This window comes from Microbacterium enclense (genome assembly GCA_038182865.1).
Lineage (GTDB): Bacteria > Actinomycetota > Actinomycetes > Actinomycetales > Microbacteriaceae > Microbacterium > Microbacterium enclense_B.
Map to the genome: position 1 here is coordinate 203,322 of CP116226.1, position 21,341 is coordinate 224,662.

Below are 21,341 nucleotides of genomic sequence, written 5' to 3' on the forward strand. Positions count from 1 at the left end.
CCCTCGGTAGGCTGGGAGGATGCCGAAGATCGCCAAGGTCCTTGTCGCCAACCGCGGCGAGATCGCCGTCCGTGTCATCCGCGCCGCCCGTGATTCGGGCCGAGCCTCGGTCGCGGTCTACGCCGACCAGGACAGGGATGCGCTGCACACCCGCCTCGCCGACGAGGCGTATGCCCTCGACGGCGCCACCAGCGCCGACACCTACCTCTCGATCGAGAAGATCCTCTCGGTCGCCCGCCGCTCCGGTGCCGACGCCGTGCACCCCGGCTACGGATTCCTCGCCGAGAACGCCGATTTCGCCCGCGCCGTGATCGACGCAGGACTCGTCTGGATCGGCCCCTCCCCCGAGGCCATCGAGGCCCTGGGTGACAAGGTCACCGCGCGCCACGTCGCCGAGAAGGTCGGCGCGCCGCTCGCCCCCGGCACTCCCGGCCCCGTCTCCGGTGCCGACGAGGTCATCGCCTTCGCCGAAGAGGTGGGCCTGCCCATCGCGATCAAGGCCGCGTACGGCGGTGGCGGGCGCGGCCTGAAGGTCGCCCGCGAACTCGACGAGGTCGCCGAGATGTTCGAGTCCGCGACGCGCGAGGCCGTCGCCGCCTTCGGTCGCGGCGAGTGCTTCGTCGAGAAGTACCTCGACAAGCCGCGCCACGTCGAGACGCAGTGCCTGGCGGATGCCGCGGGCAACGTCGTCGTCGTCTCGACCCGCGACTGCTCGCTCCAGCGTCGCCACCAGAAGCTCGTCGAGGAGGCTCCCGCGCCGTTCCTCAGCGACGAACAGAACGCCATCCTGTACTCGGCGTCCAAGGCCATCCTCAAAGAGGTCGGCTACATCGGAGCCGGCACCTGCGAGTTCCTCATCGGCGCCGACGGCACCATCTCGTTCCTCGAGGTGAACACGCGCCTCCAGGTCGAGCACCCCGTGTCGGAAGAGGTCACCGGACTCGACCTCGTGCGCGAACAGTTCCGTCTCGCCGAGGGCGAGGAGCTGGGTTACGACGACCCGGCCCCGACCGGGCATTCGATCGAGTTCCGCATCAATGGAGAGGACCCGGGTCGGAACTTCCTGCCGCAGCCCGGTCCCATCCACGTCTTCAAGACGTTCGGCGGTCCCGGCATCCGCCTCGACTCCGGTGTCACCGCCGGCGACAGCGTCTCGGGAGCGTTCGACTCGCTGCTCGCGAAGATCATCGTGACCGGCCGCGATCGCGCCGAGGCCCTGGAGCGTTCGCGCCGCGCCCTCGACGAGTTCGAGGTTGCGGGCATGCCGACCGTGCTGCCGTTCCACCGCAAGGTCGTGCGCGACCCCGCCTTCACCGCGGAGGACGGCACCTTCGGCGTCTTCACGCGCTGGATCGAGACCGAGTTCGTCAACGACATCCCCGCGTGGGACGGTGAGCTCGACGCCCCCGCCGCCGAGGCCGGCCGTCACACGGTCGTCGTCGAGGTCGGCGGCAAGCGCCTCGAGGTGAGCCTGCCCGACCGCATCACCGTCGCCGCGCCCGCGGTGGGCCGCCCCGCCGCAGCTCCCCCGTCGCGCCGTTCGCACGCCGCCTCACCCACGGCTGGAGCCACCGGCGACGCGGTGAAGTCGCCCATGCAGGCCACGATCGTCAAGGTCGCCGTCGAAGAGGGACAGCAGGTCGTCAAGGGCGACCTCGTCGTCGTGCTCGAGGCGATGAAGATGGAACAGCCGATCCAAGCCCACAAGGACGGCACGGTCGCCGGGATCGACGCGAGCCCCGGCACCACGGTGTCGGCGGGTCACCAGCTGCTGCTGATCAACTGAGCGTCCACGCCCCGCGACGCGCCGCGCTCCCTCGGGGGTGCGGCGCCGTCGTTCGTCCGGGTCTCCCCCACGCATAAACGCGATCCACACGCATGAACGCGAGCACACCGCGTTTATCGGCGCAGACAGCGTTTATGCGTGAACCGACACCCCACGAACCACCGAGGGCAACGGATGCCGCGAGGCTGCGGCATCCGGAACGGCTCAGTCTTCGCCGGGGTCGTCGCGGTCCACGATGTGCATCGCCCGGGCGGCGTCGGTGATGCTCGAGGTGAGCGAGGGGTAGACCGCGAACACGCGCGCGACCTGGTCGACGGTCAGGCGCCGCTCGACCGCGATCGCCACCGGGTAGATCAGCTCCGACGCACGCGGACCCACGATCACCCCGCCCATGACGGTGCCACTGCCCTTGCGGGCGATGAGTTTCACGAAACCGTCGGTGATGCCCTGCATCTTCGCGCGGGGGTTCGCCGAGAGCGGGAGCTTCTTCACGACGCCGGCGATCTTGCCGTCCACGACGTCCTGTTCGCTGAAGCCGACCGTGGCGATCTCCGGCGCCGTGAAGATGTTCGCCGTGATCCGGCGGGTCTCCAACGGGATGACCACGTCACCGAGGGCGTGGAACACGGCCTGGCGTCCCTGCATCGATGCGACGGATGCCAGGGGGAAGAAGTTCGTGCAGTCGCCGGCCGCGTAGATGTTGGGCACCGAGGTGCGCGCGACGCGGTTGACGCGGATGTGGCCGGACGGCGTCATCTGCACGCCCGCCTGCTCGAGACCGATGCCCGCGGTGTTGGGGATCGAGCCGACCGCCATGAGGCAGTGGCTGCCCGTGATCGTGCGTCCGTCGGCGAGGGTCACCACGACCTCGTCGCCGGTGTTGACCACCGACTCGGCGCGGGCCTTCGACAGCAGCGTCATCCCGCCGCGCTGGAAGACGCGTTCCAGGACCGCCGCGGCATCCTGGTCCTCACCGGGGAGCACCTGGTCGCGGCTCGAGACGAGCGTCACCTTCGCGCCCAGGTTCATGTACGCCGAGGCGAACTCGGCGCCGGTGACGCCGGAGCCGACGACGATGAGGTGCGAGGGGACCGACTTCATGTTGTACAGCTGCGTCCACGTGAGCACGCGCTGGCCGTCGGGCCTGGCGGACGGCAGTTCGCGCGGCGATGCGCCGACCGAGACGACGAGGGTCTCGGCCTCGATGCGGTCGAAGTCGGTGCCGCCGTCCTCGGTCGAGACGACGACCGCGCCGTTGCCCTCCAGTCGCCCGTGGCCCGAGATGATGCGCACGCCCGCCTCGAGCAGCGACGCGCGCATGTCGTCGGACTGCTGTCGCGCGAGCGAGAGCAGGCGCTGGTTGACGGCGGCGAGGTTGATCGCGACCTCGGGGGTGAGGGGCTTGCCCCGGTCGTCCCGGGCGAACAGCTGCACCCCGAGCTCGCTGGCGTTGCGGATGGCCACGGCGGCGTCCGCCGTCGCGATCAGGGTCTTCGAGGGGACGACGTCGGTGATGACGGCCGAGCCGCCCACGCCCGCGCGCTCCACGAGCGTCACGTCGGCGCCCAGCTGCGCGGCGGAAAGGGCCGCCTCGTAGCCGCCGGGGCCTCCGCCGACGATCGCGACGGACTGCTTGCGCTCGAAGCTCTGCACCATGGCATCCATTCTGTCAGCGCCGACACGCCCGCCCCTCACCGCACCGCCGTCTGGCCCCGGGGCCCCGCACTTTCTAGAGTGGGGGAATGTCCAACAGCACTTCTCACCCGCTCGATGACCCGGCGGTCGACCCGTTCGAGGTCGCCACGGCCGCGGCGGCCGACATCGCCCGCCTCTCGGGCGTCGAGCACCACGACATCGCCGTCACCCTCGGGTCCGGCTGGGGCCGCGCCGCCGAGCTCATCGGCGAGGAGACGGCGTCGTTCCCCGCGACCGAGGTCACCGGCTTCTCCAAGCCCGCCCTCGAGGGCCACGTCGGCACGCTCCGCAGCGTCCGGACCCCCGGTGGCAAGAACGTCCTCGTCATCGGCGCGCGCACCCACTACTACGAGGGCCACGGGGTCCGCCGGGTCGTCCACAGCGTTCGCACCGCCGCGGCGACCGGTGCGACCACGATGATCCTGACCAATGGTGCCGGCGGCATCCGCGAGACGTGGAAGCCCGGTCAGCCGGTGCTCATCAGCGACCACATCAACCTCACGGCCGACTCCCCGCTCGAGGGCGCGACCTTCATCGACCTCACCGATCTGTACTCGAAGCGGCTGCGCGACATCGCCCGGGAGATCGACCCGACGCTCGACGAGGGCGTCTACACCCAGTTCCGCGGGCCTCACTACGAGACCCCCGCCGAGGTGCAGATGGCGAAGGCGATCGGCGGCCACATCGTCGGCATGTCGACCTCGCTCGAGGCGATCGCCGCCCGCCAGGCCGGGATGGAGATCCTCGGCTTCTCGCTCATCACGAACCTGGCCGCCGGCATCCAGAAGACCCCGCTCAGCCACGCGGAGGTCCTCGAGGCCGGTCGCGACGCCGAGCCCGTGATCTCGGCGCTGCTGGCCCGCGTGGTCCACGCATTGTGAGCGAGTACCTCACCGCGGCGCGCGCCTGGCTCGCGCAGGACCCGGATGCCGTCACCCGCGACGAGCTCGCCACCCTGATCGCGCGGGTCGAGGACGGCGACGCCGCGGCCGCCGACGACCTCGCTGATCGCTTCTCGATGCGTCTGGCGTTCGGGACCGCGGGACTGCGCGGAACGCTCGGCGCGGGCTCGAACAGGATGAACCGCGTACTCGTGGCGCAGGCAGCCGCGGGGTTCGCGGCCTACCTGAACGAGCGTTCCTCGGGCACGCCGACCGTGGTGGTCGGCTACGACGGACGGCGCAACTCCGACGTGTTCGCGCGCGACTCGGTCGAGATCTTCGCCGGGGCGGGTCTGCACGCGATCCTGCTGCCCCGCCTGCTGCCCACGCCGGTCCTCGCCTTCGCGGTGCGTCACCTCGGTGCCGACGCCGGAGTCATGGTCACGGCCAGCCACAACCCGCCCGACGACAACGGGTACAAGGTCTACCTCGGCGGTGCCGACGAGGGCGCCCAGATCGTCTCCCCCGCCGACGCCGAGATCGCCGCGCACATCCAGCGCATCGCGGACGAGGGCGACGTCACGGTCCTTCCGCGCTCCGTGGGGTACGCCAACGCCCCCGAGTCGGTCGTCGAGGCGTACGTCGCCGCGACCGCCGCCGTCGCCCCCGCACCGGCCGGCGCCGAGGGACTGCGCTGGGTCTACACCGCCATGCACGGCGTGGGGTGGGAGACCGTCTCGCGCGTGCTCGCCGAAGCCGGGTATCCGACGCCCGGGGTCGTGGAGGCGCAGATCCACCCGGATGGACGCTTCCCCACGGTCGCGTTCCCGAACCCCGAAGAGCCGGGCGCGATGGATCTCGCCTTCGAGACCGCGCGTGCCGCCGACGCCGAGCTGGTCATCGCGAACGACCCGGATGCCGATCGCCTGGCGGTCGCGATCCCGGATGCCGAGACCGACGGCGGGTGGCGACGTCTGACCGGCAATGAGATCGGTCTGCTCCTCGGCTGGCGTGCGGCGCGGGCCGCGGCCGACGCCGGCACGGGCGGTTCCCTCGCGTGCTCCTTGGTCTCGTCGCCGGGCCTGCAGGCGGTCGCCGAGCACTACGGCCTCGACTTCCACTCCACACTCACGGGATTCAAGTGGATCTCCCGCGCCCCGGGGGTCGTCTTCGGCTTCGAAGAGGCCCTCGGCTACCTCGTGGATCCCGACGTCGTGCGCGACAAGGACGGGATCTCCGCCGCCGTGGCCCTGCTCGGCATGGCGGCCGAGGCGCGCGGACACGGCCGGACGGTGGCCGACCTGCTGCGGGAGTTCCGTGAGCTGTTCGGCGCCTTCGCGAGCGACCAGATCTCGATCCGCGTCGCCGACGTGAGCGAGATCGCCGGGATCATGGGCTCGCTCCGCGCCCAGCCGCCGGCGACGGTGGGCGGGATCGCCGTGTCGCGCATCGACGACCTGTTGCTCGGTGTCGACGGCCTGCCGCCCGGTGACGTGCTGCGCCTGTGGCTCGACGACGGCTCGCGGCTGATCGTGCGCCCGAGCGGAACCGAGCCCAAGCTCAAGCTGTACCTCGACGTGCGCGGTTCCTCTGCGAAGAAGGCTGCCCGGCGCCTGGCCGCTCTCCGGGCCGGCGCGGAGGAGCTGCTGGCGTCGGTGCGCTGACGCCGCCGGTGTCGCTCCCGCGGGGGCGCACCGGCATCGTCCGCGGGCGTCGACACTTCTTACGTGGGCAAAATCCGCCGGTAACAGCGGACTCGTACCGTGAGGTCATGACGACGAAGACGCCCGACACGAGCGAGCCCAAGATGCGGCCCACGGTCATCGAGACCGGCGGGATCGAACCGATTCCCGCCGCCCACCGACACGGCTCGCCGTGGCAGCTGCTCTCCACCTGGTCGGCTCCCAACCTGGAGTTCGCGACCGTCTTCGTCGGATTCATCGGCGTCGCGTTCTTCGGCCTCGGCTTCTGGCAGGCGGTGCTCGCCATCGTGGTGGGCAACGCCCTCGCCGCGGTCGCCCAGGGGGTTCTGTCGACATGGGGACCGCGCGAGGGCCTCGCGCAGCTCGTTCTCAGTCGCACGGCGTTCGGACTTCGCGGGAACATCCTGCCGGCGGGGCTGAACACGGTCATGGCCGGGCTGGGCTGGTTCGCCGTGAACTCGGTCTCGGGCGCCTTCGCGCTGACGACTCTCACCGGACTCCCGGTGTGGCTGAGCCTCGTTCTGATCGTCGTGGTCGAAGTGCTCCTGGCGTTCGTCGGCTACGACCTCGTCCAGATCTTCGAGCGCTACGCGAGCATCGCCCTCGGGGCGATCTTCGTCCTCGCCGCGATCGCGATCTTCGCCAACCCCGAGGTGGGTGCGAACATCTCCGGCGGCGACTTCTCGTTCGCAGGCTTCCTGCTCACCGCGGCGGCCGCATTCGGGTATGCCGCCGGATGGACTCCCTATGCCTCGGACTACACCCGTTACCTCCCCCGTACCGTCAGCCTCCGCGCGACCGGCTGGGCCGCGGGACTCGGCATCTTCGTCTCGTGCACCGTGCTGATGTCCGTCGGAGCGGCCTCCGCGCTGATCGTCGCTCCCGACGGGTCGTCGCCGACGGACGCGTTCGTGCACGGGATGCCGGGGTGGATCGGATCGCTCACGCTCGCCGCGATCGCGATCGGCGCGGTCGCGGCGAACGCACTCAACGTGTACTCCGGCGCGATGTCGTTCCTCGCGGCAGGGGTGCGGATCCCCTTCTCGCTGCGCCGCGCCATCATCGCGCTCGGGTTCGGCGTGCTCGGCTTCGTGATCGCGCTCGTCTCGATCCTCGTCGACGTGACCGTGGTCTACGAGAACTTCCTGCTGGTGATCGCCTACTGGATCGCACCATGGCTCGGCATCGTGCTCGTCGACAGGTACCTGCGGCGCGGGACGTCCATCGCGACGCTCGTCACCGACGCGGCCGCGTACCGCAACCCGGCCGGCCCGATCGCCTTCGTCGTGGCCGTGGTCGTCTCGGTCGTCCTCTTCTCCAACCAGACGCTGTTCCTCGGCCTCGTCGTTCAGGCCACGGGCGGTGCGGCCTCCCCGCTGGGCGACCTGACGCCAGCCGTCGGGTTCGTCCTCGCGGGCGCGATCTACGTGGTTCTCTTCCGCGCGCTCTCCCCGGCTCTCGGCGGCCCGCTGTCCGCCGAGGGCGAGATCGTGACCGGCGTCGACGCTGCGGAGCAGGGCGCGTGAGCGGCGCACCCGTCGTCGGGGCGGTCTACGCCACCGACGAGGACAAGCTCGAGGTCGCCCGGTGGGAAGCACTTCAGGGCCGAGACGAAGGCGGCATCCCCATCGGCGCCGCTCTCTTCGACCACGAAGATCGCCTGCTCGGGTCGGGGCGCAATCAGCGCGTCCAGGGTGACAACCCCGCTCTGCACGGTGAGACCTCGGCATTCCTCGCCGCGGGACGCCAACGGTCGTACCGACGGACGACGATGGTCACCACCCTGTCACCGTGCTGGTACTGCTCGGGCCTCGTGCGCCAGTTCGGGATCGGACGCGTCGTCATCGGAGAGAACCAGACCTTCTACGGCGGCGAGGACTGGCTGCGCGAGAACGGTGTCGACGTGGCCGTGCTCCAGGACCCCGCGCTCATCGAGGTCATGTCGACCTTCATCGACGACAACCCCGCCGTGTGGAACGAGGACATCGGGGAGGAGTGACAGGCGGGCGGTGTGCTGCTGACGCCTCAGCCGTCGATGACGGCGACGAGCTCGTCGAGGAACGCAGCGAAGTCCGTGCCCCGGCGCACGATGCGCTGCACGCTGTCGCGCTCGCTGAAGACCTCGACGAACTGCTCGAACACCGTTTGAAACGCCTCGCGGTCGGCCTCGCTGAAGGCGACGAGCGCCACCACCTGCACGCGACCCTCCCCCCACACGATCGACGGATCGGCGATGCCGATCGCGATGCGGGTCTGGGTCGCGGTCATTCCCATCGCGTGCGGCACGGCGAGCGCGTCGGTAAAGGCCGTCGACGAGATGGCCTCGCGCTCGACGGCCCGGGTGACGTAGTCGTCGTCGATGACGCCCTGGCGGGTCAGCAGCGCACCCAGGTCGCGGATGACGCCGGCCTCGCCGTCGGCGGCATCCAGCCCCCGCACGAAGGCGTCCGGTGAGAAGTAGCGCTCGAGCTCGGCCCGCAGGCGCGCGAGGCGGCGACCGCGACGGACCCGACCGGCAGCGGCCTGGACGCGCTCGACGTCGGCGTCGGTGAGGAACGGCTGGATGCGGACGAACCGGTCGCCGGTGCGCGGCGGGTCGATCGTCGTGAGCACCAGATCGGTGTCGATGCCCTCCCACACGGGGTCGATGCGCGTCTCGACGCCCACGACCTCGATCGCCTGGCCCAGGGAGCGGTCGACGCTGGAACGCAGCAGTTCGTGCAGTTCGTAGTAGCCGGGGCAGACGATCGTCGCGGTGAGGAGCTGATCGGCGCGACGACTGCGCTCGAGACGTCCGCCGACGTGCATCGCGACGTAGGCGATCTCGTCGTCGAGGATGGGGATGCCGAGCGACTCCTGCAGTCCGGTCGCGATGTAGACCGCGACTTCGAAGATCATCGGATACGTCGACTTCAGCGACCGCGTGAGGGGGTTTCGCGACCACGCCTGCTCGCGGGAGCGGTGCAGCAGGTTCTGCACGTGCAGCGCGAGTCGCAGGATGAAGTCCTCGTGAGCGATGTCGACGAGGAACTGGGACGCCGCGGCCTCGACGACCGCGCGGACGGCCGCCTCGACCTCGGGCGAGAGGCGGGCGCGCACATCGTCGGTCGCCGGGGCACCCGGGGCGACGATGCGCGTGAGCACCAGGGTCGCGAGGTGGCGGAGATCACCCTGGCCCAGCTGCACCCCGATGTGCTTGAGGGTGAGACGGTCCAGCAGTTCGGCGACCGCGGCGGTGGCCTCGGACACATCGGAGCCGGTCGAGCCGAGGGCGCGGTCCCGCGTGGTCCGGTCGGCAGCGATCGCGATGTGCATCACGACGTCGCCGATACCGATCTCGTTGACGAAGTAGCCGAGGGCGCCGAGCTCGGCGACCAGTTCGGCTTTGAAGGGCCCGAACGCCCGCGCGCCGACGGACCTCTCCCCGAGAGTGCGCCGCAGAGCGTCGAGGTCGAAGTGCCCGGCATCCATCTCGTCGTGCGCGAGCTTGGACAGCAGCCGGCGTTGCGCCACCTCGGTCCCCCGCAGGCGCGCGAGGGATGCCGAGCGCTCGAGGGTCAGCTCGGTCCCACCGAGCAGTCCGCGCACGCGCGAGAGATCGGCCTCCAGCGTCGCAGCGCTCACGTGCAACTCGTCAGCCGTCTCGAACACGTCGATGCCCTCGGCGGAATCCAGCAGGCGGCGCACGAGGGTGTGCAGGCGATCGCGCGGGGTCCCGGCATCCGATCCCCCGGTCGCACGCAGCGCGGCGGCGGCATCGCTGCCCGCCCGGTAGCCGAGCGGTCCCGACTCGATGGCCGCTCCCCCGGGGACACGGGCATTGATCGCCGTGACGTAGGAGCGGACGCTGCGCGGGGTCACCCCGAGGGCGTCCGCCAGGGACGCGGCGGTCGACCACTCCCCGTCGCGCATCAGCAGCGCCAGCAGGCGGTCTTGGCGCGCTTTCGTCGTCACGATCCGTCCTCCGCGCCGCGCCCGTGATGGCAGCGCTCCCTCCATCCAACCACGCGGCTCGGGGACGGGCGCGGGCCGACGGCATCCGTGTTCCGGGGGGTGGGAAACGAACCTGGTTGTCTGCTGGGAGTCGGTTCCCGACAATCGAGAGGTAAGGAGGCGGGTTCGATGAGGATCCTCGTGGTGTGCGGCGCGGGCGCGTCCAGCACGTTCGTGGCGCAACGCGTGCGCCGAGCGGCTCAGGACCGCGGCCTCGACTATGCCGCCTCGGCAGGGACCGTACGCTCGCTTCCGATCGATCTCGACGCCTGCGACATCGTCCTCGTCGGCCCGCACCTCGCCGACGACCTCGAGAGGATCGAACGGGATGCCGGGACGCGCGGCGTCTCGGTGGTGCTGCTGCCCGAGGACGTGTTCGCCGATCGCGACGGCAGCCGCACGCTCGCCCTCGTCCACGAGGCGCTTCGCGCCCGCCACCCCGCCGACAGCGTCTGACCCGCGAGAAGGACTCCGCTCATGCCCCGAATCACTCGGACGGTCCGCATCGGATCGTCGCACGGCCTGCACGCTCGGCCCGCGAAGCTCTTCGCCCAGGCGGCCAAAGACGCCGGCATCCCCGTGACCATCGCCAAGGACTCCGGCGGCCCGGTCAACGCCGCGAGCATCCTCGGCATCATCGCCCTGGGCCTGGAGTACGGCGATTACGTCACTCTGACCGCCGACGGCGACAACGCCGAGGCCACCCTCGACCGCCTCAGCGAACTGCTGACCACCGACCACGACGCCGAGTAGAGACGCCGCGTGAGAACGCCGGCCGAAGACGCCCAGCAAAGGAAGAACAGCACCATGACGGAACTCCGTGGAGTCGGAATCGGACTGGGCGTCGCCCAGGGACTCATCGCGCGCATGGCCGAGCCCCTGCCCGCCCCGAAGGACGCGAAGAGCGAGCTGACGGTCGACGAAGAGACCGCACGCGTACGCGAGGCCATCGGCGCCGTCGCCCGTGAGCTCGAGTCCCGGGGCGCACAGGCGGGGGGAGCCGCCCGTGACGTGCTCGAAGCCCAGGCGATGATCGCCGAGGACCCGACCCTCGAAGCCGAGGTCGACAGCCGTCTCGCCGCCGGCAAGACGGGCGAGTTCGCCGTGCACGACGCCTTCGCGTCGTTCCGCGAGCAGCTCGTCGCCCTGGGCGGGTATCTCGGCGAGCGCGCGGCCGACCTCGATGACGTCGCCCAGCGGGTCATTGCGCGTCTGCGCGGCGTCGCCGCCCCCGGCATCCCCGATCCCGGTCACCCGTTCGTGCTCGTCGCGAAAGACCTGGCCCCCGCCGACACGGCGCTGCTCGACCTCGACAAGGTCCTGGCCCTGGTGACCACCGAGGGCGGCCCCACCTCGCACACGGCGATCCTCGCCCGCGAGAAGTCGATCGTCGCGGTCGTGGGTGCCGCCGGCGCGAAGGACCTCGCCGACGGTCAGACGGTGATCGTGGATGCCGCAGCCGGCGTCGTGACCGTCGACCCCAGCACCGACGACCTCGCCCGTGCCCAGAACCGCGCCGACGCGCGCGCCGCCGCCGCGTCCGCTCCGATCACCGACGGAGCCCTCGCCGACGGCACCGCGGTCCCCCTGCTGGCCAACCTCGGCAAGCCGGGCGGCGCCGCCGAAGCCGTCGAGCTCGGCGCGGAGGGCGTCGGTCTGTTCCGCACCGAGTTCCTCTTCCTCAGCTCCAGCTCCGCGCCCACGGTCGAGGAGCAGCGCGCCGCGTACACCGAGCTGCTCAGCGCCTTCCCCGGCAAGAAGGTCGTCGTGCGCGTGCTCGACGCGGGTGCCGACAAGCCCCTGCCCTTCCTCAACGATGCCCACGAGGAGAACCCCGCACTGGGCCTCCGCGGCCTGCGCGCGCTCCGCGCGAGCGAGGACATCCTCCGCGAGCAGCTGACGGCGCTGGCCGAAGCGGATGCCGCGACGCGCAAGACCGCCGCCGGCCCGGCCGACCTGTGGGTGATGGCCCCGATGGTCTCCACCGTCGAGGAGACCCGGTACTTCACCGCGCTCGCGAAGGACTACGGCCTGAAGACGACCGGCGTGATGGTCGAGGTACCGTCGTCCGCCCTCCTCGCGGATCGCATCCTCGAGATCGCCGACTTCGCCTCGATCGGCACGAACGACCTCACGCAGTACACGCTCGCCGCCGACCGGCTGCTCGGGTCGGTCGCGTCGTTCCAGGACCCGTGGCATCCGGCCGTCCTCCGCCTCATCCGCGAGGTCGGCGCCGCCGGACGAACCCACGGCAAGCCCGTCGGCATCTGCGGCGAGGCGGCGGCCGACCCGCTGCTCGCCGTCGTTCTCGTCGGACTCGGCGCCACCACGCTGTCGATGGCCCCTACGGCCCTCGCCGACGTGCGCGCCACCCTGCTCACCCACACCCTCGACGACGCGCGCCGCATCGCCGAAGCCGCCCTGGCGGCCGACGACGCGGCATCCGCTCGGGAGGCGGCCCAGGCCGCGTCCTCGAACACCGCGGCCGTCTGAGCCGCTTCCCCCCACCCGCGCGGCGCATGCCGCGCCCACACCAAGGAGACACCGCAATGACGACGACGTCACCCACCAAGCAGCCGGGAGGAGCGCGAATCGCCGTACAGCGATTCGGCACGTTCCTCTCCGGCATGATCATGCCGAACATCGCGGCATTCATCGCATGGGGTTTCATCACCATGCTCTTCATCCCGGCCGGATTCTTCGGGTCGGCCAGCCCCTTCGGGCCGGCCTGGCACTGGGCCCCGGTCGCCGACATCATCGGCGGCGGCGGCGACGCGGCCACCATCGGCTGGCCCGGCGCCATGACCGCCCTCACCGAGGGTGACAACGGCACCTACCAGGGCTACGTCGGCCTGGTGAGCGTCATGATCACCTACCTGCTGCCGCTGCTCATCGCCAACACCGGTGGACGCATCGTCTACGGGGCACGCGGTGGCGTGGTCGGAACGATCGCCGTCATGGGCGTCATCGTCGGCACGAACATCCCCATGTTCCTCGGCGCGATGATCATGGGCCCCCTCGCGGCCTGGATCACCAAGCAGATGGACAAGCTGTGGGACGGCAAGATCCGCCCCGGCTTCGAGATGCTCGTGAACAACTTCTCGGCGGGCATCCTCGGCATGATCCTCGCGATCGTCGGCTTCTTCGCCTTCGGTCCGGTCTTCCTCGGCATCAGCGCTTTCCTGGGCGGGATCGTCGCGTTCCTCGTGCAGTTCAACCTGCTCCCGGTGCTGTCGATCATCGTCGAGCCCGCCAAGGTGCTGTTCCTCAACAACGCCATCAACCACGGTGTGTTCACCCCGCTCGGCATCGAGCAGGCGGCCGAGTCGGGCAAGTCGATCCTGTTCCTCATCGAGGCGAACCCCGGCCCCGGCCTGGGTCTGCTGCTCGCCTTCACGTTCTTCGGGATCGGCGCGGCCAAGGCCTCGGCCCCGGGCGCGATCATCATCCAGTTCTTCGGTGGCATCCACGAGATCTACTTCCCGTACGCCCTCGCCAAGCCCATGACGATCCTCGCGCTGATCGCCGGTGGCGCCTCGGGTGTGGCCGTGAACATGATCTTCGGCGGCGGCCTGGCGTTCCCCGCGGCTCCCGGCAGCATCATCGCCGTGACCGCTGCGGCCGCCGGTGGTGGCGTCGGAAACGTCCTGGTGGTCTACCTCTCGGTGCTCGTCGCCGCGGTCGTGACCTTCCTCGTGGCCGGCATCATCCTCCGCGCGTCGCGCAAGCGCGACCAGGACGCCGAGGGCGACAGCTTCGCCGCGGCCATCGACCAGACGGCCGCGAACAAGGGCAAGGAGTCCTCGACCCTCGGTGCGCTGCGCACCCGCGCCGCTGGCACGACCGGATCGGGCACCACCGAGTCGGCCGACCGCGATGTCGACGGCGCCCTGGGCGGCCTCGACGGCGCCGTCGCCACGAAGCAGCTGAACACCATCGTGTTCGCCTGCGACGCCGGCATGGGCTCCTCCGCCATGGGCGCCAGCGTCCTGCGCAACAAGATCAAGAAGGCCGGTATCGAGGGGGTCACGGTCACCAACCAGGCCATCGCGAACCTCGACGGCTCCGCCGACCTGATCATCACGCAGAACCAGCTCACCGACCGCGCCAAGGCGCAGTCGCCCGACGCCGTGCACGTCTCGGTGGACAACTTCATGAACTCGCCGAAGTACGACGAGGTCGTCGAGATGGTCCGCACCCAGCACGAAGCGAAGTAATCCCCTAGCACGCCAGGGGCCGGAGCGTCAGCCCGGCCCCTGGCGTCTTCCCGTCCGGCCCGTGTTTTGCGAGGCTGGACAGCACGACGAGAAAGGCGAGAACCATGTCAGACGTCCTCCGCATCGAATCCGTCCGCATCCACCCCGGGAGTGCCACCCGCGAGGAGGCGATGAAAGAGGCCGCCGACCTGCTGCAGGCCACCGGCGCCGTCACCTCCGAATACTTCGCCGCCATGCAGCAGCGGGAGGAGACCGTGTCGACCTACATGGGCAATGAGCTCGCGATCCCCCACGGCACCAACGAGACCAAGCAGGCCATCCTCACCTCGGGACTGTCGGTCGTCCGCTACGACGGCGGCGTCGACTGGGGCGGGGAACCCGTGACCTTCGTGATCGGTATCGCCGGCAAGGGTGACGAGCACCTCGAGATCCTGTCGCAGATCGCGATCCTCTTCTCCGAAGAAGACGACGTCGCGCGCCTGAAGGCCGCCTCCTCCCCCGAGGAGCTCTTCGAAGCCCTCTCCGGGTCCGTCAACGCATGAAGGCCGTCCACTTCGGCGCCGGCAACATCGGCCGGGGCTTCGTCGGTCTCCTTCTGCACGAGGGCGGCTACGACCTCGTCTTCTCCGACGTCTCGGCGGCCCTGGTCGCGGCGATCAACGCCGCCTCGAGCTACACCGTGCACGAGGTCGGCGAGGGCGGCGTCGACAAGGAGGTCACCGGCTTCCGCGCGATCGACAGCTCCGTGGATGCCGAGGCTCTGATCGACGAGATCGCCACGGCCGACGTGGTCACCACCGCCGTGGGTCCGACCATCCTGAAGTTCGTCGCCCCGCACATCGTCGCGGGGCTCGCCCTGCGCGACCCTGCCCTCGCTCCGCTGCAGATCATGGCGTGCGAGAACGCGATCGGCGCGACCGACCAGCTGCGCGAGCACGTCATCGAGCTCGCCGGCGAGTCATGGGACGCCCTCGCCGCGCGTGCCGTCTTCGCGAACACCGCCGTCGACCGCATCGTGCCGGCGCAGTCCGGTGGCGGGGTGGACGTCACGGTGGAACCGTTCTACGAATGGGCGATCGAGCGCGGACCCTTCGGCGACACCCCGCCCCACATCCCCGGGGCGCACTTCGTCGACGACCTCGAGCCGTACATCGAGCGCAAGCTCTTCACGGTCAACACCGGGCACGCGACCACGGCGTACTTCGGTGCGCAGGCCGGGATCGACCGCATCTCGGACGCGCTCGCCGACACGGCGATCGCGGCGAAGGTCGAAGCGGCGCTCGAGGAGACCAGCGCCCTGCTGGTGCAGAAGCACGAACTCAACGCCGGAGTGCAGGGCGAGTACCGCGCGACGATCCTGCGTCGTTTCCGCAACCCCGCTCTGCCCGACACCGTCTGGCGCGTGGGTCGGCAGCCGCTGCGCAAGCTCTCCCGTCACGAACGTTTCGTGGGTCCGGCCGCCGAGGCGATCGAGCGCGATCTTCCCGTCGACGCGCTCGTCGCCGCGATGGCCGCCGCCCTGGAGTTCTCGGATGCCGAGGACGCCCAGGCCGTCGACCTGCAGCGCATGCTGCGCGAACTCGACGCAGAGGCGTTCACCGCAGAGGTGACCGGTCTGGAGCCGGAGCACCCGCTGTCCACGCGCGTCGTCGACATCGTCGCGGCACGGCAGGCGGCGCTGGGCGCCTGAAGCCCGCCCCGCGGAAACCCCGCCGCCGACGTGTCGCCCCGTGCGCGCGTCGGCGGCGGCGTTTCGCGCGCGGGGGCCGTCCGCCGGTGCACGCGTCGGCGGCGGCATTTCGCGCGCGGGGGCCGTCGCGGTGACGCCGGTGGGCGGGGATACGCTCGAGACGTGACCGACCGCGAGCCCCCCGCCGACTCCTCTCCCTCGCGCGTCCCCCGTCGTCGGCGACGGTGGCTGCGCTGGATCCTCGGCGGCCTCGGCGCTCTCGTGGTGGTGCTGGTCGGCGGCATCCTGATCTACAGCCAGGTCGGCGTGATGGGCGCCGAACCCGGTCCCCTGGCCGAGGCCGAGGCGAATCCCGGTCTGACGATCACCGACGACGGCGCGGGCATCGTCCTCTCGCCCGCCGCAGGCAAAACCGGCCAGGGGCTGGTGTTCATCCCCGGAGCCAAGGTCGCCGCAGACGGGTACATCGCGACCTTCGCGGACACGGTCGTCGACGACGGCATCACTGTCGTCATCACGCGCCCGTGGCTCAACCTCGCCTTCTTCGATCCGCGGCCGCTCTCGACGTTCACCGACCTCGCCCCCGACGTGACGGCCTGGGCCGTCGGCGGACACTCCCTCGGCGGCGTCCGCGCCTGCCAGCTGGCCACCGACGCCGACGCACTCGTGCTCTTCGCCTCCTACTGTGCGAACGACCTGTCGGCATCCGGCATCCCCGTCCTCAGCTTGTCCGGCTCCGAAGACGGGCTCAGCACTGCGCAGAAGATCGCGGATGCCAAGGGCGAACTCCCCCCGGACGCCACCTTCGTGGAGATCCCCGGTGCCTCCCACGCCTCCTTCGGCGCGTACGGACCCCAGCCCGGCGACGGCACCCCGACGGCGGACCCGGCCGAGGTCGACCGCGTGATCGCCGAGCAGCTCGCCGGCTTCCTCCCGCGTCCGTAGCCAGACCCGGGCGGGAGTGTCGCGCGTCCGGGCGCGCAGCCTGGGCGCGCGGGCGCCCCGGCACGCGAGCACCCCGGCCGCGGGTGCCCCGGCACGCGGGCGCCGGTGCGAGCGAAACTCCTGAGAAAGCCACGCGTGCTCGCTCGGAACCCCCACGGGAGGCCCGCTCGCGGCGAAAAGTCAGGAGTTTCGCCCTCGCGAGATTGCGCGTCCCCACACCCGTTATCCACAGCTCGGGTCCCCGCCTCCTTCGAAGCGACCAGAACGGCCAAGGTGGGCCGATGGCTTCCCTCGCTCTCCTGTCCGAAGAGAACCGCGAGGCGGTGTGGACGACACGCGAGCTCCACGCGGCCGGGTGGTCGCGGCGGTCTCTCGCCCGCGCCGTCGCCGACGGAACCCTCATCCGTGTGCGACAGGGCCGATTCGTCGCAGCCGACGCGCACGATGACATCGTCACGGCTGGCCGTGTGGGCGGACGACTGGACTGCGTCAGCCTCCTGGCCCTGCGCGGTGTGTTCGTCCACCACCACACGGACCGCCACGTGCAGCAGAATCCGCTGGCCAGTCGACGACCCCCGACACCCCGCGGCGTCGTCTATCACTGGCGTGCATCGTCGGCGTCACACGACCGTCTCGGGGTCGACGTCGTGGAGGCCCTCGCACAGGCGATCCGATGCCAACCACCGCGTTCGGCTGTTGCGACCCTCGACAGCGCCTGGCACCTCGGGCTCATCGATGAAGCCGGCATCGGCGACGTCTTCGCCCGCGTCCCACGACGCTTCCAGGTCTTGCGTCGGCTGGTAGACCCCCGCGCCGAGGCAGGCACCGAGTCGCTTGTCCGACTGCTCCTGCGGCAGCTCGGCTGTCGCATCGAGCTGCAGGTCCGCATCGACGGGGTGGGTCGCGTCGACCTCCTGGTCGACGGTTGGCTCATCGTCGAGTGTGACAGCGAGCGGTTCCACGGCACCTGGCGCGTGCACAAGAAGGACCGGCGCCGAGATATGGCTGCTCTGGAACGCGGCTATGCGACGCTCCGCCTGCTCGCCGAAGACATCCTGTACCGCCCCGACCGCGTGCGTACAGCGCTCGAGCGCATCCTCGTGCACGGCGCACCCGGGCGAAACTCCTGAGTCCCGGCCCCTTCCGTCTCGCAACGCGGCCATCCCGCCACCGTCGGGCACGAACGTCAGGAGTTTCGCACGCCGCGCGCCCCGACCCGCCCGCCCACTCGCGGCGCCGGCCCGCCGCGCAGGGCCCACCCCGCGCGGGCCGAACTCCTGAGAAACGGCGCCGTCACGGCCGGAAACAGCCACCACGCGGCAGCTCGAGCGCGAATCTCAGGAGTTTCGCACGCCGCGCGCCCGCACCCGCCCTCCCACTCGCGGCGCCGGCCCGCCGCGCAGGGCCCACCCCGCGCGGGCCGAACTCCTGAGAAACGGCGCCGTCACGGCCGGAAACAGCCACCACGCGGCAGCTCGAGCGCGAATCTCAGGAGTTTCGCACGCCGCACGGCGGACGCACGCCGCGCGGCGGGCGCGCACGCCGCCCAACGAACCAACCCCGCGAGACGCGTGAGGGCGATCAGCGCTGGAAGCCCTCCGAGATGATCTCGATGAGTTCCTCGCGCTCCTCCACCGGGAGGAAGGCCCCCGCGGCGGCATTGAGCTGGAAGGCCTCGAGGTCGTCGAGGTCGTAGTCGAACGCCTGGACGAGCAGTCCGAGCTCGCGCGTGAGAGTCGTCGCGCTCATCAGACGGTTGTCGACGTTCACCGTCACCGAGAAGTCCAGCTGGTACAGCAGATCGAAGGGGTGCGCGTCCATCGTGTCGCCCCAGGCTGTGACGGCCCCGCTCTGCAGGTTCGACGTCGGCGACAGCTCGAGCGTGATCTCGCGGTCGCGCACCCAGCGAGCCAGATCGCCGAACGTCACCTGCACCTCTTCGCCCTCGCGCGAGACGACATCGAGGTCGTTGGCGATGCGCACGCCGTGTCCGAGGCGCAGGGCGCGCCCGTCGAGGAGGGCGGAACGAATGGATGCCAGCCCCGCCCCTTCACCCGCGTGCACCGTCGTGGGGAAGAACTGCTCGGCGAGGTAGTCGAACGCCGCGCGGTGGCCGGAGGGAAGGAACCCGTCCTCCGGACCGGCGAGGTCGAACCCGACGACACCGCGTCCTCGCCACGACACGGCGAGCTCGGCGATGTCGCGCGCGTTGTCGTTGTGCCGGAGGGCCGTGAGAAGTTGACCGACACGGATGTCGTGCCCGCGGGCGTCCGCGGCATCCTCTCCCTCTTCGATGCCCTCCTGTACGGCGTCCACGACCTCGTCGAGACTCAGGCCGCGGGTGAGGTGCTGCTCGGGAGCCCAGCGCACCTCGCCGTACACGACGCCGTCGGCGGCGAGGTCCTCGACGAACTCCTTCGCCGTGCGCACGAGTCCCTCGCGGGTCTGCATGACACCGACGGTCGCGGAGAACTTCTCGAGGTAGTCCTCGAGCGAGCCGCCGTCGATGTGGTCCGAGAACCAGGCTTGAAGCCCCGTGGCGTCATCCGCGGGCAGGTCGAGCCCGACCTCGTCGGCGAGTTCGAGCACCGTCTGGGGGCGGAGCCCGCCGTCGAGGTGATCGTGCAGCGAGACCTTGGGCAGGTCGGCGATCTTCGTCCGGCCGATGCGGAACTCTTCGGATGCCACGGTGTCCTTCTTTCCGGATGCCATCAGGCGGTGATGCGTTCGCGGACGATCGGGGATGCCACGGGCACGGTGTCACCGATCTCCCACGCGCCGTCGACGGCCCCGAGGGCCCGCTCGAAGCGCGACTCATCATCGGCCGCCAGGGTGAACAGCGGCTGACCGGCGGCGACCCTCTCGCCGACGGCGACGTGCAGGTCGATCCCCGCGGCATGTACCACCGCGTCCTCGGCGCGGGCCCGCCCGGCGCCCAGGCGCCAGGCCCCGATCCCGAAGGGCAGCGCCTCGATGCGCGTGACGACACCCGAACGCTCCGCGGTGACGGTGTGCGTCTCGCGGGGCGTCGGGAGGGCGGCATCCGGATCGCCGTCCTGCGCGCGAATCATACGCTTCCAGACGTCCATGGCCCGGCCGTCCTGCAACGCCGCCTCGATGTCGGCGTCGGGCTGGCCGGCGAGCGTGAGCATCTCGCGGGCGAGGGCGATCGTGAGCTCGACGACGTCGGCCGGACCCCCACCGGCGAGCACCTCGACGGACTCGCGCACCTCGTTGGCGTTGCCGATGGCCCGCCCGAGCGGAGTGTTCATGTCCGTGAGCAGCGCCGTCGTGTTCACGCCCGAGTCGGTGCCGAGGGCGACCATCGTCTCGGCGAGCTCGCGCGCGCGGTCGATGTCCTGCATGAAGGCGCCGGAGCCGAACTTGACGTCGAGCACGAGCGAGTCGGTGCCTTCGGCGATCTTCTTCGACATGATGCTCGACGCGATCAGCGGGATGGCCTCGACGGTGCCGGTGACATCGCGCAGCGCGTACAGCTTCTTGTCGGCGGGGGCCAGTCCCGTGCCCGCGGCGCAGATGACCGCGCCCACGTCGCGCAGCTGCGCCATGATCTCGTCGTTCGACAGCGCCGCACGCCAACCGGGAATCGACTCGAGCTTGTCCAGCGTGCCGCCGGTGTGGCCGAGACCGCGGCCGGAGAGCTGCGGCACGGCGACGCCGAAGGCGGCCACGAGAGGGGCGAGGGGCAAGGTGATCTTGTCGCCGACACCACCGGTGGAGTGCTTGTCGACGGTCACCTTGCCCAGCGAGCTGAAGTCCATCCGCTCACCGGAGGCAATCATCGCGTCGGTGAGCACCCGGATCTGATCGCGACCGAGGCCGTTCAACAGCACCGCCATGGTGAACGCCGACATCTGCGCATCCATCACGTAGCCGCGCGTGTAGGCATCGACCAGCCAGCGGATCTCGCCCTCGGTGATCGCCCGCCCGTCGCGCTGGGCACGGATGATGTCGACGGCGTCGTACTGCTCGGCGCTCATCGCGCCGCCTCCTCGAGCTCACGCGGCCCGAACGCGTCGGGCAGCACCTCGTCGATGGTCCGGATGCCGCTGACGGTCTCGAGCAGCATCCCGGGGATGGCGTGCTCGAACAGCAGCTGACGGCAGCGTCCGCACGGCATGAGCGTGCGTCCTTCCCCGTCGACGCAGACGAACGCGACCAGCTGGCCGCCGCCCGACATGTGCAGTTCGGACACGAGCCCGCACTCCGCGCACAGCGTCACCCCGTACGAGGCGTTCTCGACGTTGCATCCCGAGACGATGCGGCCGTCGGCGACGAGCGCTGCGGCGCCCACCTTGAAGCGGGAGTAGGGCGCGTACGCGCGGTGCATGGCATCCGTCGCGGCGGAACGGAGTTCGTCCCAGTCGATGTCGGTCATCGTGGAGCAGAGGGTCCTCTCGTGAAGGGGGA

18 protein-coding genes are annotated in these 21,341 nt (G+C 70.7%); 13 read left to right on the forward strand and 5 right to left on the reverse strand.

Features of this window, described 5'->3' with window-relative positions; genetic code table 11:
* Window positions 1-19 precede the first annotated feature (19 nt).
* Window positions 20-1,786 carry a biotin carboxylase N-terminal domain-containing protein gene (locus tag PIR02_00915; protein ID WZH37233.1) on the forward strand — a complete coding sequence of 589 codons (1,767 nt, stop codon included), beginning with the start codon at window positions 20-22 and terminating at the stop codon, window positions 1,784-1,786.
* A 204-nt stretch (window positions 1,787-1,990) separates the two neighbouring features.
* Here PIR02_00915 and PIR02_00920 read toward each other — a convergent pair whose 3' ends face one another.
* On the reverse strand, window positions 1,991-3,451 hold the full coding sequence (locus PIR02_00920) for an NAD(P)H-quinone dehydrogenase (GenBank protein ID WZH37234.1): 1,461 nt from the start codon (window positions 3,449-3,451) through the stop codon (window positions 1,991-1,993).
* A 77-nt stretch (window positions 3,452-3,528) separates the two neighbouring features.
* Here PIR02_00920 and PIR02_00925 point away from each other — a divergent pair, with 77 nt between their 5' ends.
* The 4 genes from PIR02_00925 to PIR02_00940 all read left to right on the forward strand — a co-directional run bounded on the left by PIR02_00925 (window position 3,529) and on the right by PIR02_00940 (window position 8,064).
* A complete protein-coding gene (locus tag PIR02_00925) occupies window positions 3,529-4,362 on the forward strand; it encodes a purine-nucleoside phosphorylase (protein WZH37235.1) in 834 nt (277 codons plus the stop codon).
* On the forward strand, window positions 4,359-6,026 hold the full coding sequence (locus PIR02_00930; protein WZH37236.1) for a phospho-sugar mutase: 1,668 nt from the start codon (window positions 4,359-4,361) through the stop codon (window positions 6,024-6,026). Before PIR02_00925 ends, PIR02_00930 begins: the two co-directional genes overlap by 4 nt.
* A 107-nt stretch (window positions 6,027-6,133) precedes the next feature.
* Window positions 6,134-7,591 carry a cytosine permease gene (locus PIR02_00935; protein WZH37237.1) on the forward strand — a complete coding sequence of 486 codons (1,458 nt, stop codon included), beginning with the start codon at window positions 6,134-6,136 and terminating at the stop codon, window positions 7,589-7,591.
* Window positions 7,588-8,064 (forward strand): nucleoside deaminase, encoded by a 477-nt coding sequence (locus PIR02_00940; protein WZH37238.1) that lies wholly within the window; start codon window positions 7,588-7,590, stop codon window positions 8,062-8,064. The genes PIR02_00935 and PIR02_00940 overlap by 4 nt, the downstream gene beginning before the upstream one ends.
* Before the next feature lie 26 nt (window positions 8,065-8,090).
* Here the strand turns inward: PIR02_00940 and PIR02_00945 are convergent, their stop codons facing one another.
* The gene (locus PIR02_00945) at window positions 8,091-9,977 is read right to left on the reverse strand and encodes a PTS sugar transporter subunit IIA (GenBank protein WZH39063.1); all 1,887 of its coding nucleotides are present in this window, start codon (window positions 9,975-9,977) and stop codon (window positions 8,091-8,093) included.
* A gap of 210 nt (window positions 9,978-10,187) precedes the next feature.
* Between PIR02_00945 and PIR02_00950 the strand changes: the two genes are divergently transcribed.
* From PIR02_00950 to PIR02_00985, 8 genes are all read left to right on the forward strand, one after another.
* Window positions 10,188-10,514 carry a PTS sugar transporter gene (locus PIR02_00950; protein ID WZH37239.1) on the forward strand — a complete coding sequence of 109 codons (327 nt, stop codon included), beginning with the start codon at window positions 10,188-10,190 and terminating at the stop codon, window positions 10,512-10,514.
* Between the two features lie 21 nt (window positions 10,515-10,535).
* Window positions 10,536-10,811, forward strand: a complete 276-nt coding sequence (locus tag PIR02_00955) for an HPr family phosphocarrier protein (protein WZH37240.1) — start codon at window positions 10,536-10,538, stop codon at window positions 10,809-10,811.
* Between the two features lie 54 nt (window positions 10,812-10,865).
* Window positions 10,866-12,551 (forward strand): phosphoenolpyruvate--protein phosphotransferase, encoded by a 1,686-nt coding sequence (ptsP, locus tag PIR02_00960; GenBank protein WZH37241.1) that lies wholly within the window; start codon window positions 10,866-10,868, stop codon window positions 12,549-12,551.
* A gap of 56 nt (window positions 12,552-12,607) precedes the next feature.
* Entirely contained in the window at window positions 12,608-14,275 is a 1,668-nt protein-coding gene (locus PIR02_00965; protein WZH37242.1) for a PTS mannitol transporter subunit IICB, read from the forward strand.
* 104 nt (window positions 14,276-14,379) lie between these two features.
* Complete coding sequence (locus tag PIR02_00970) at window positions 14,380-14,817, forward strand: PTS sugar transporter subunit IIA (protein ID WZH37243.1); 438 nt, start codon at window positions 14,380-14,382, stop codon at window positions 14,815-14,817.
* Window positions 14,814-15,965 (forward strand): mannitol-1-phosphate 5-dehydrogenase, encoded by a 1,152-nt coding sequence (locus tag PIR02_00975; protein WZH37244.1) that lies wholly within the window; start codon window positions 14,814-14,816, stop codon window positions 15,963-15,965. Before PIR02_00970 ends, PIR02_00975 begins: the two co-directional genes overlap by 4 nt.
* Window positions 15,966-16,127: 162 nt before the next feature.
* Entirely contained in the window at window positions 16,128-16,910 is a 783-nt protein-coding gene (locus PIR02_00980) for an alpha/beta hydrolase (protein WZH37245.1), read from the forward strand.
* A gap of 281 nt (window positions 16,911-17,191) precedes the next feature.
* Window positions 17,192-18,040, forward strand: coding sequence for a hypothetical protein (locus PIR02_00985; protein WZH37246.1), 849 nt, complete (start codon window positions 17,192-17,194; stop codon window positions 18,038-18,040).
* A gap of 451 nt (window positions 18,041-18,491) precedes the next feature.
* On the opposite strand, the gene PIR02_00990 is transcribed toward PIR02_00985, so the two are convergent.
* Genes PIR02_00990 through PIR02_01000 form a run of 3 tightly spaced genes read right to left on the reverse strand, consistent with a single transcriptional unit; the run spans window position 18,492 to window position 21,309 of the window.
* Window positions 18,492-19,622 (reverse strand): adenosine deaminase, encoded by a 1,131-nt coding sequence (locus tag PIR02_00990; protein ID WZH37247.1) that lies wholly within the window; start codon window positions 19,620-19,622, stop codon window positions 18,492-18,494.
* Window positions 19,622-20,911: a thymidine phosphorylase gene (locus PIR02_00995; GenBank protein ID WZH37248.1), complete on the reverse strand. Its 1,290-nt coding sequence runs from the start codon at window positions 20,909-20,911 to the stop codon at window positions 19,622-19,624. Before PIR02_00995 ends, PIR02_00990 begins: the two co-directional genes overlap by 1 nt.
* The gene (locus PIR02_01000) at window positions 20,908-21,309 is read right to left on the reverse strand and encodes a cytidine deaminase (protein ID WZH37249.1); all 402 of its coding nucleotides are present in this window, start codon (window positions 21,307-21,309) and stop codon (window positions 20,908-20,910) included. The genes PIR02_00995 and PIR02_01000 overlap by 4 nt, the downstream gene beginning before the upstream one ends.
* Window positions 21,310-21,341 lie beyond the last annotated feature (32 nt).

Bases quoted from the DNA above. Each gene is read 5' to 3' on its own strand.
- PIR02_00915 (WZH37233.1), top strand. From the start codon at position 20: ATGCCGAAGATCGCCAAGGTCCTTGTCGCCAACCGCGGCGAGATCGCC.
- PIR02_00920 (WZH37234.1), bottom strand. From the start codon at position 3,451: ATGGATGCCATGGTGCAGAGCTTCGAGCGCAAGCAGTCCGTCGCGATC.
- PIR02_00925 (WZH37235.1), top strand. From the start codon at position 3,529: ATGTCCAACAGCACTTCTCACCCGCTCGATGACCCGGCGGTCGACCCG.
- PIR02_00935 (WZH37237.1), top strand. From the start codon at position 6,134: ATGACGACGAAGACGCCCGACACGAGCGAGCCCAAGATGCGGCCCACG.
- PIR02_00945 (WZH39063.1), bottom strand. From the start codon at position 9,977: ATGCGCGACGGGGAGTGGTCGACCGCCGCGTCCCTGGCGGACGCCCTC.
- PIR02_00950 (WZH37239.1), top strand. From the start codon at position 10,188: ATGAGGATCCTCGTGGTGTGCGGCGCGGGCGCGTCCAGCACGTTCGTG.
- PIR02_00955 (WZH37240.1), top strand. From the start codon at position 10,536: ATGCCCCGAATCACTCGGACGGTCCGCATCGGATCGTCGCACGGCCTG.
- ptsP (WZH37241.1), top strand. From the start codon at position 10,866: ATGACGGAACTCCGTGGAGTCGGAATCGGACTGGGCGTCGCCCAGGGA.
- PIR02_00965 (WZH37242.1), top strand. From the start codon at position 12,608: ATGACGACGACGTCACCCACCAAGCAGCCGGGAGGAGCGCGAATCGCC.
- PIR02_00970 (WZH37243.1), top strand. From the start codon at position 14,380: ATGTCAGACGTCCTCCGCATCGAATCCGTCCGCATCCACCCCGGGAGT.
- PIR02_00975 (WZH37244.1), top strand. From the start codon at position 14,814: ATGAAGGCCGTCCACTTCGGCGCCGGCAACATCGGCCGGGGCTTCGTC.
- PIR02_00985 (WZH37246.1), top strand. From the start codon at position 17,192: ATGGCTTCCCTCGCTCTCCTGTCCGAAGAGAACCGCGAGGCGGTGTGG.
- PIR02_00990 (WZH37247.1), bottom strand. From the start codon at position 19,622: ATGGCATCCGGAAAGAAGGACACCGTGGCATCCGAAGAGTTCCGCATC.
- PIR02_00995 (WZH37248.1), bottom strand. From the start codon at position 20,911: ATGAGCGCCGAGCAGTACGACGCCGTCGACATCATCCGTGCCCAGCGC.
- PIR02_01000 (WZH37249.1), bottom strand. From the start codon at position 21,309: ATGACCGACATCGACTGGGACGAACTCCGTTCCGCCGCGACGGATGCC.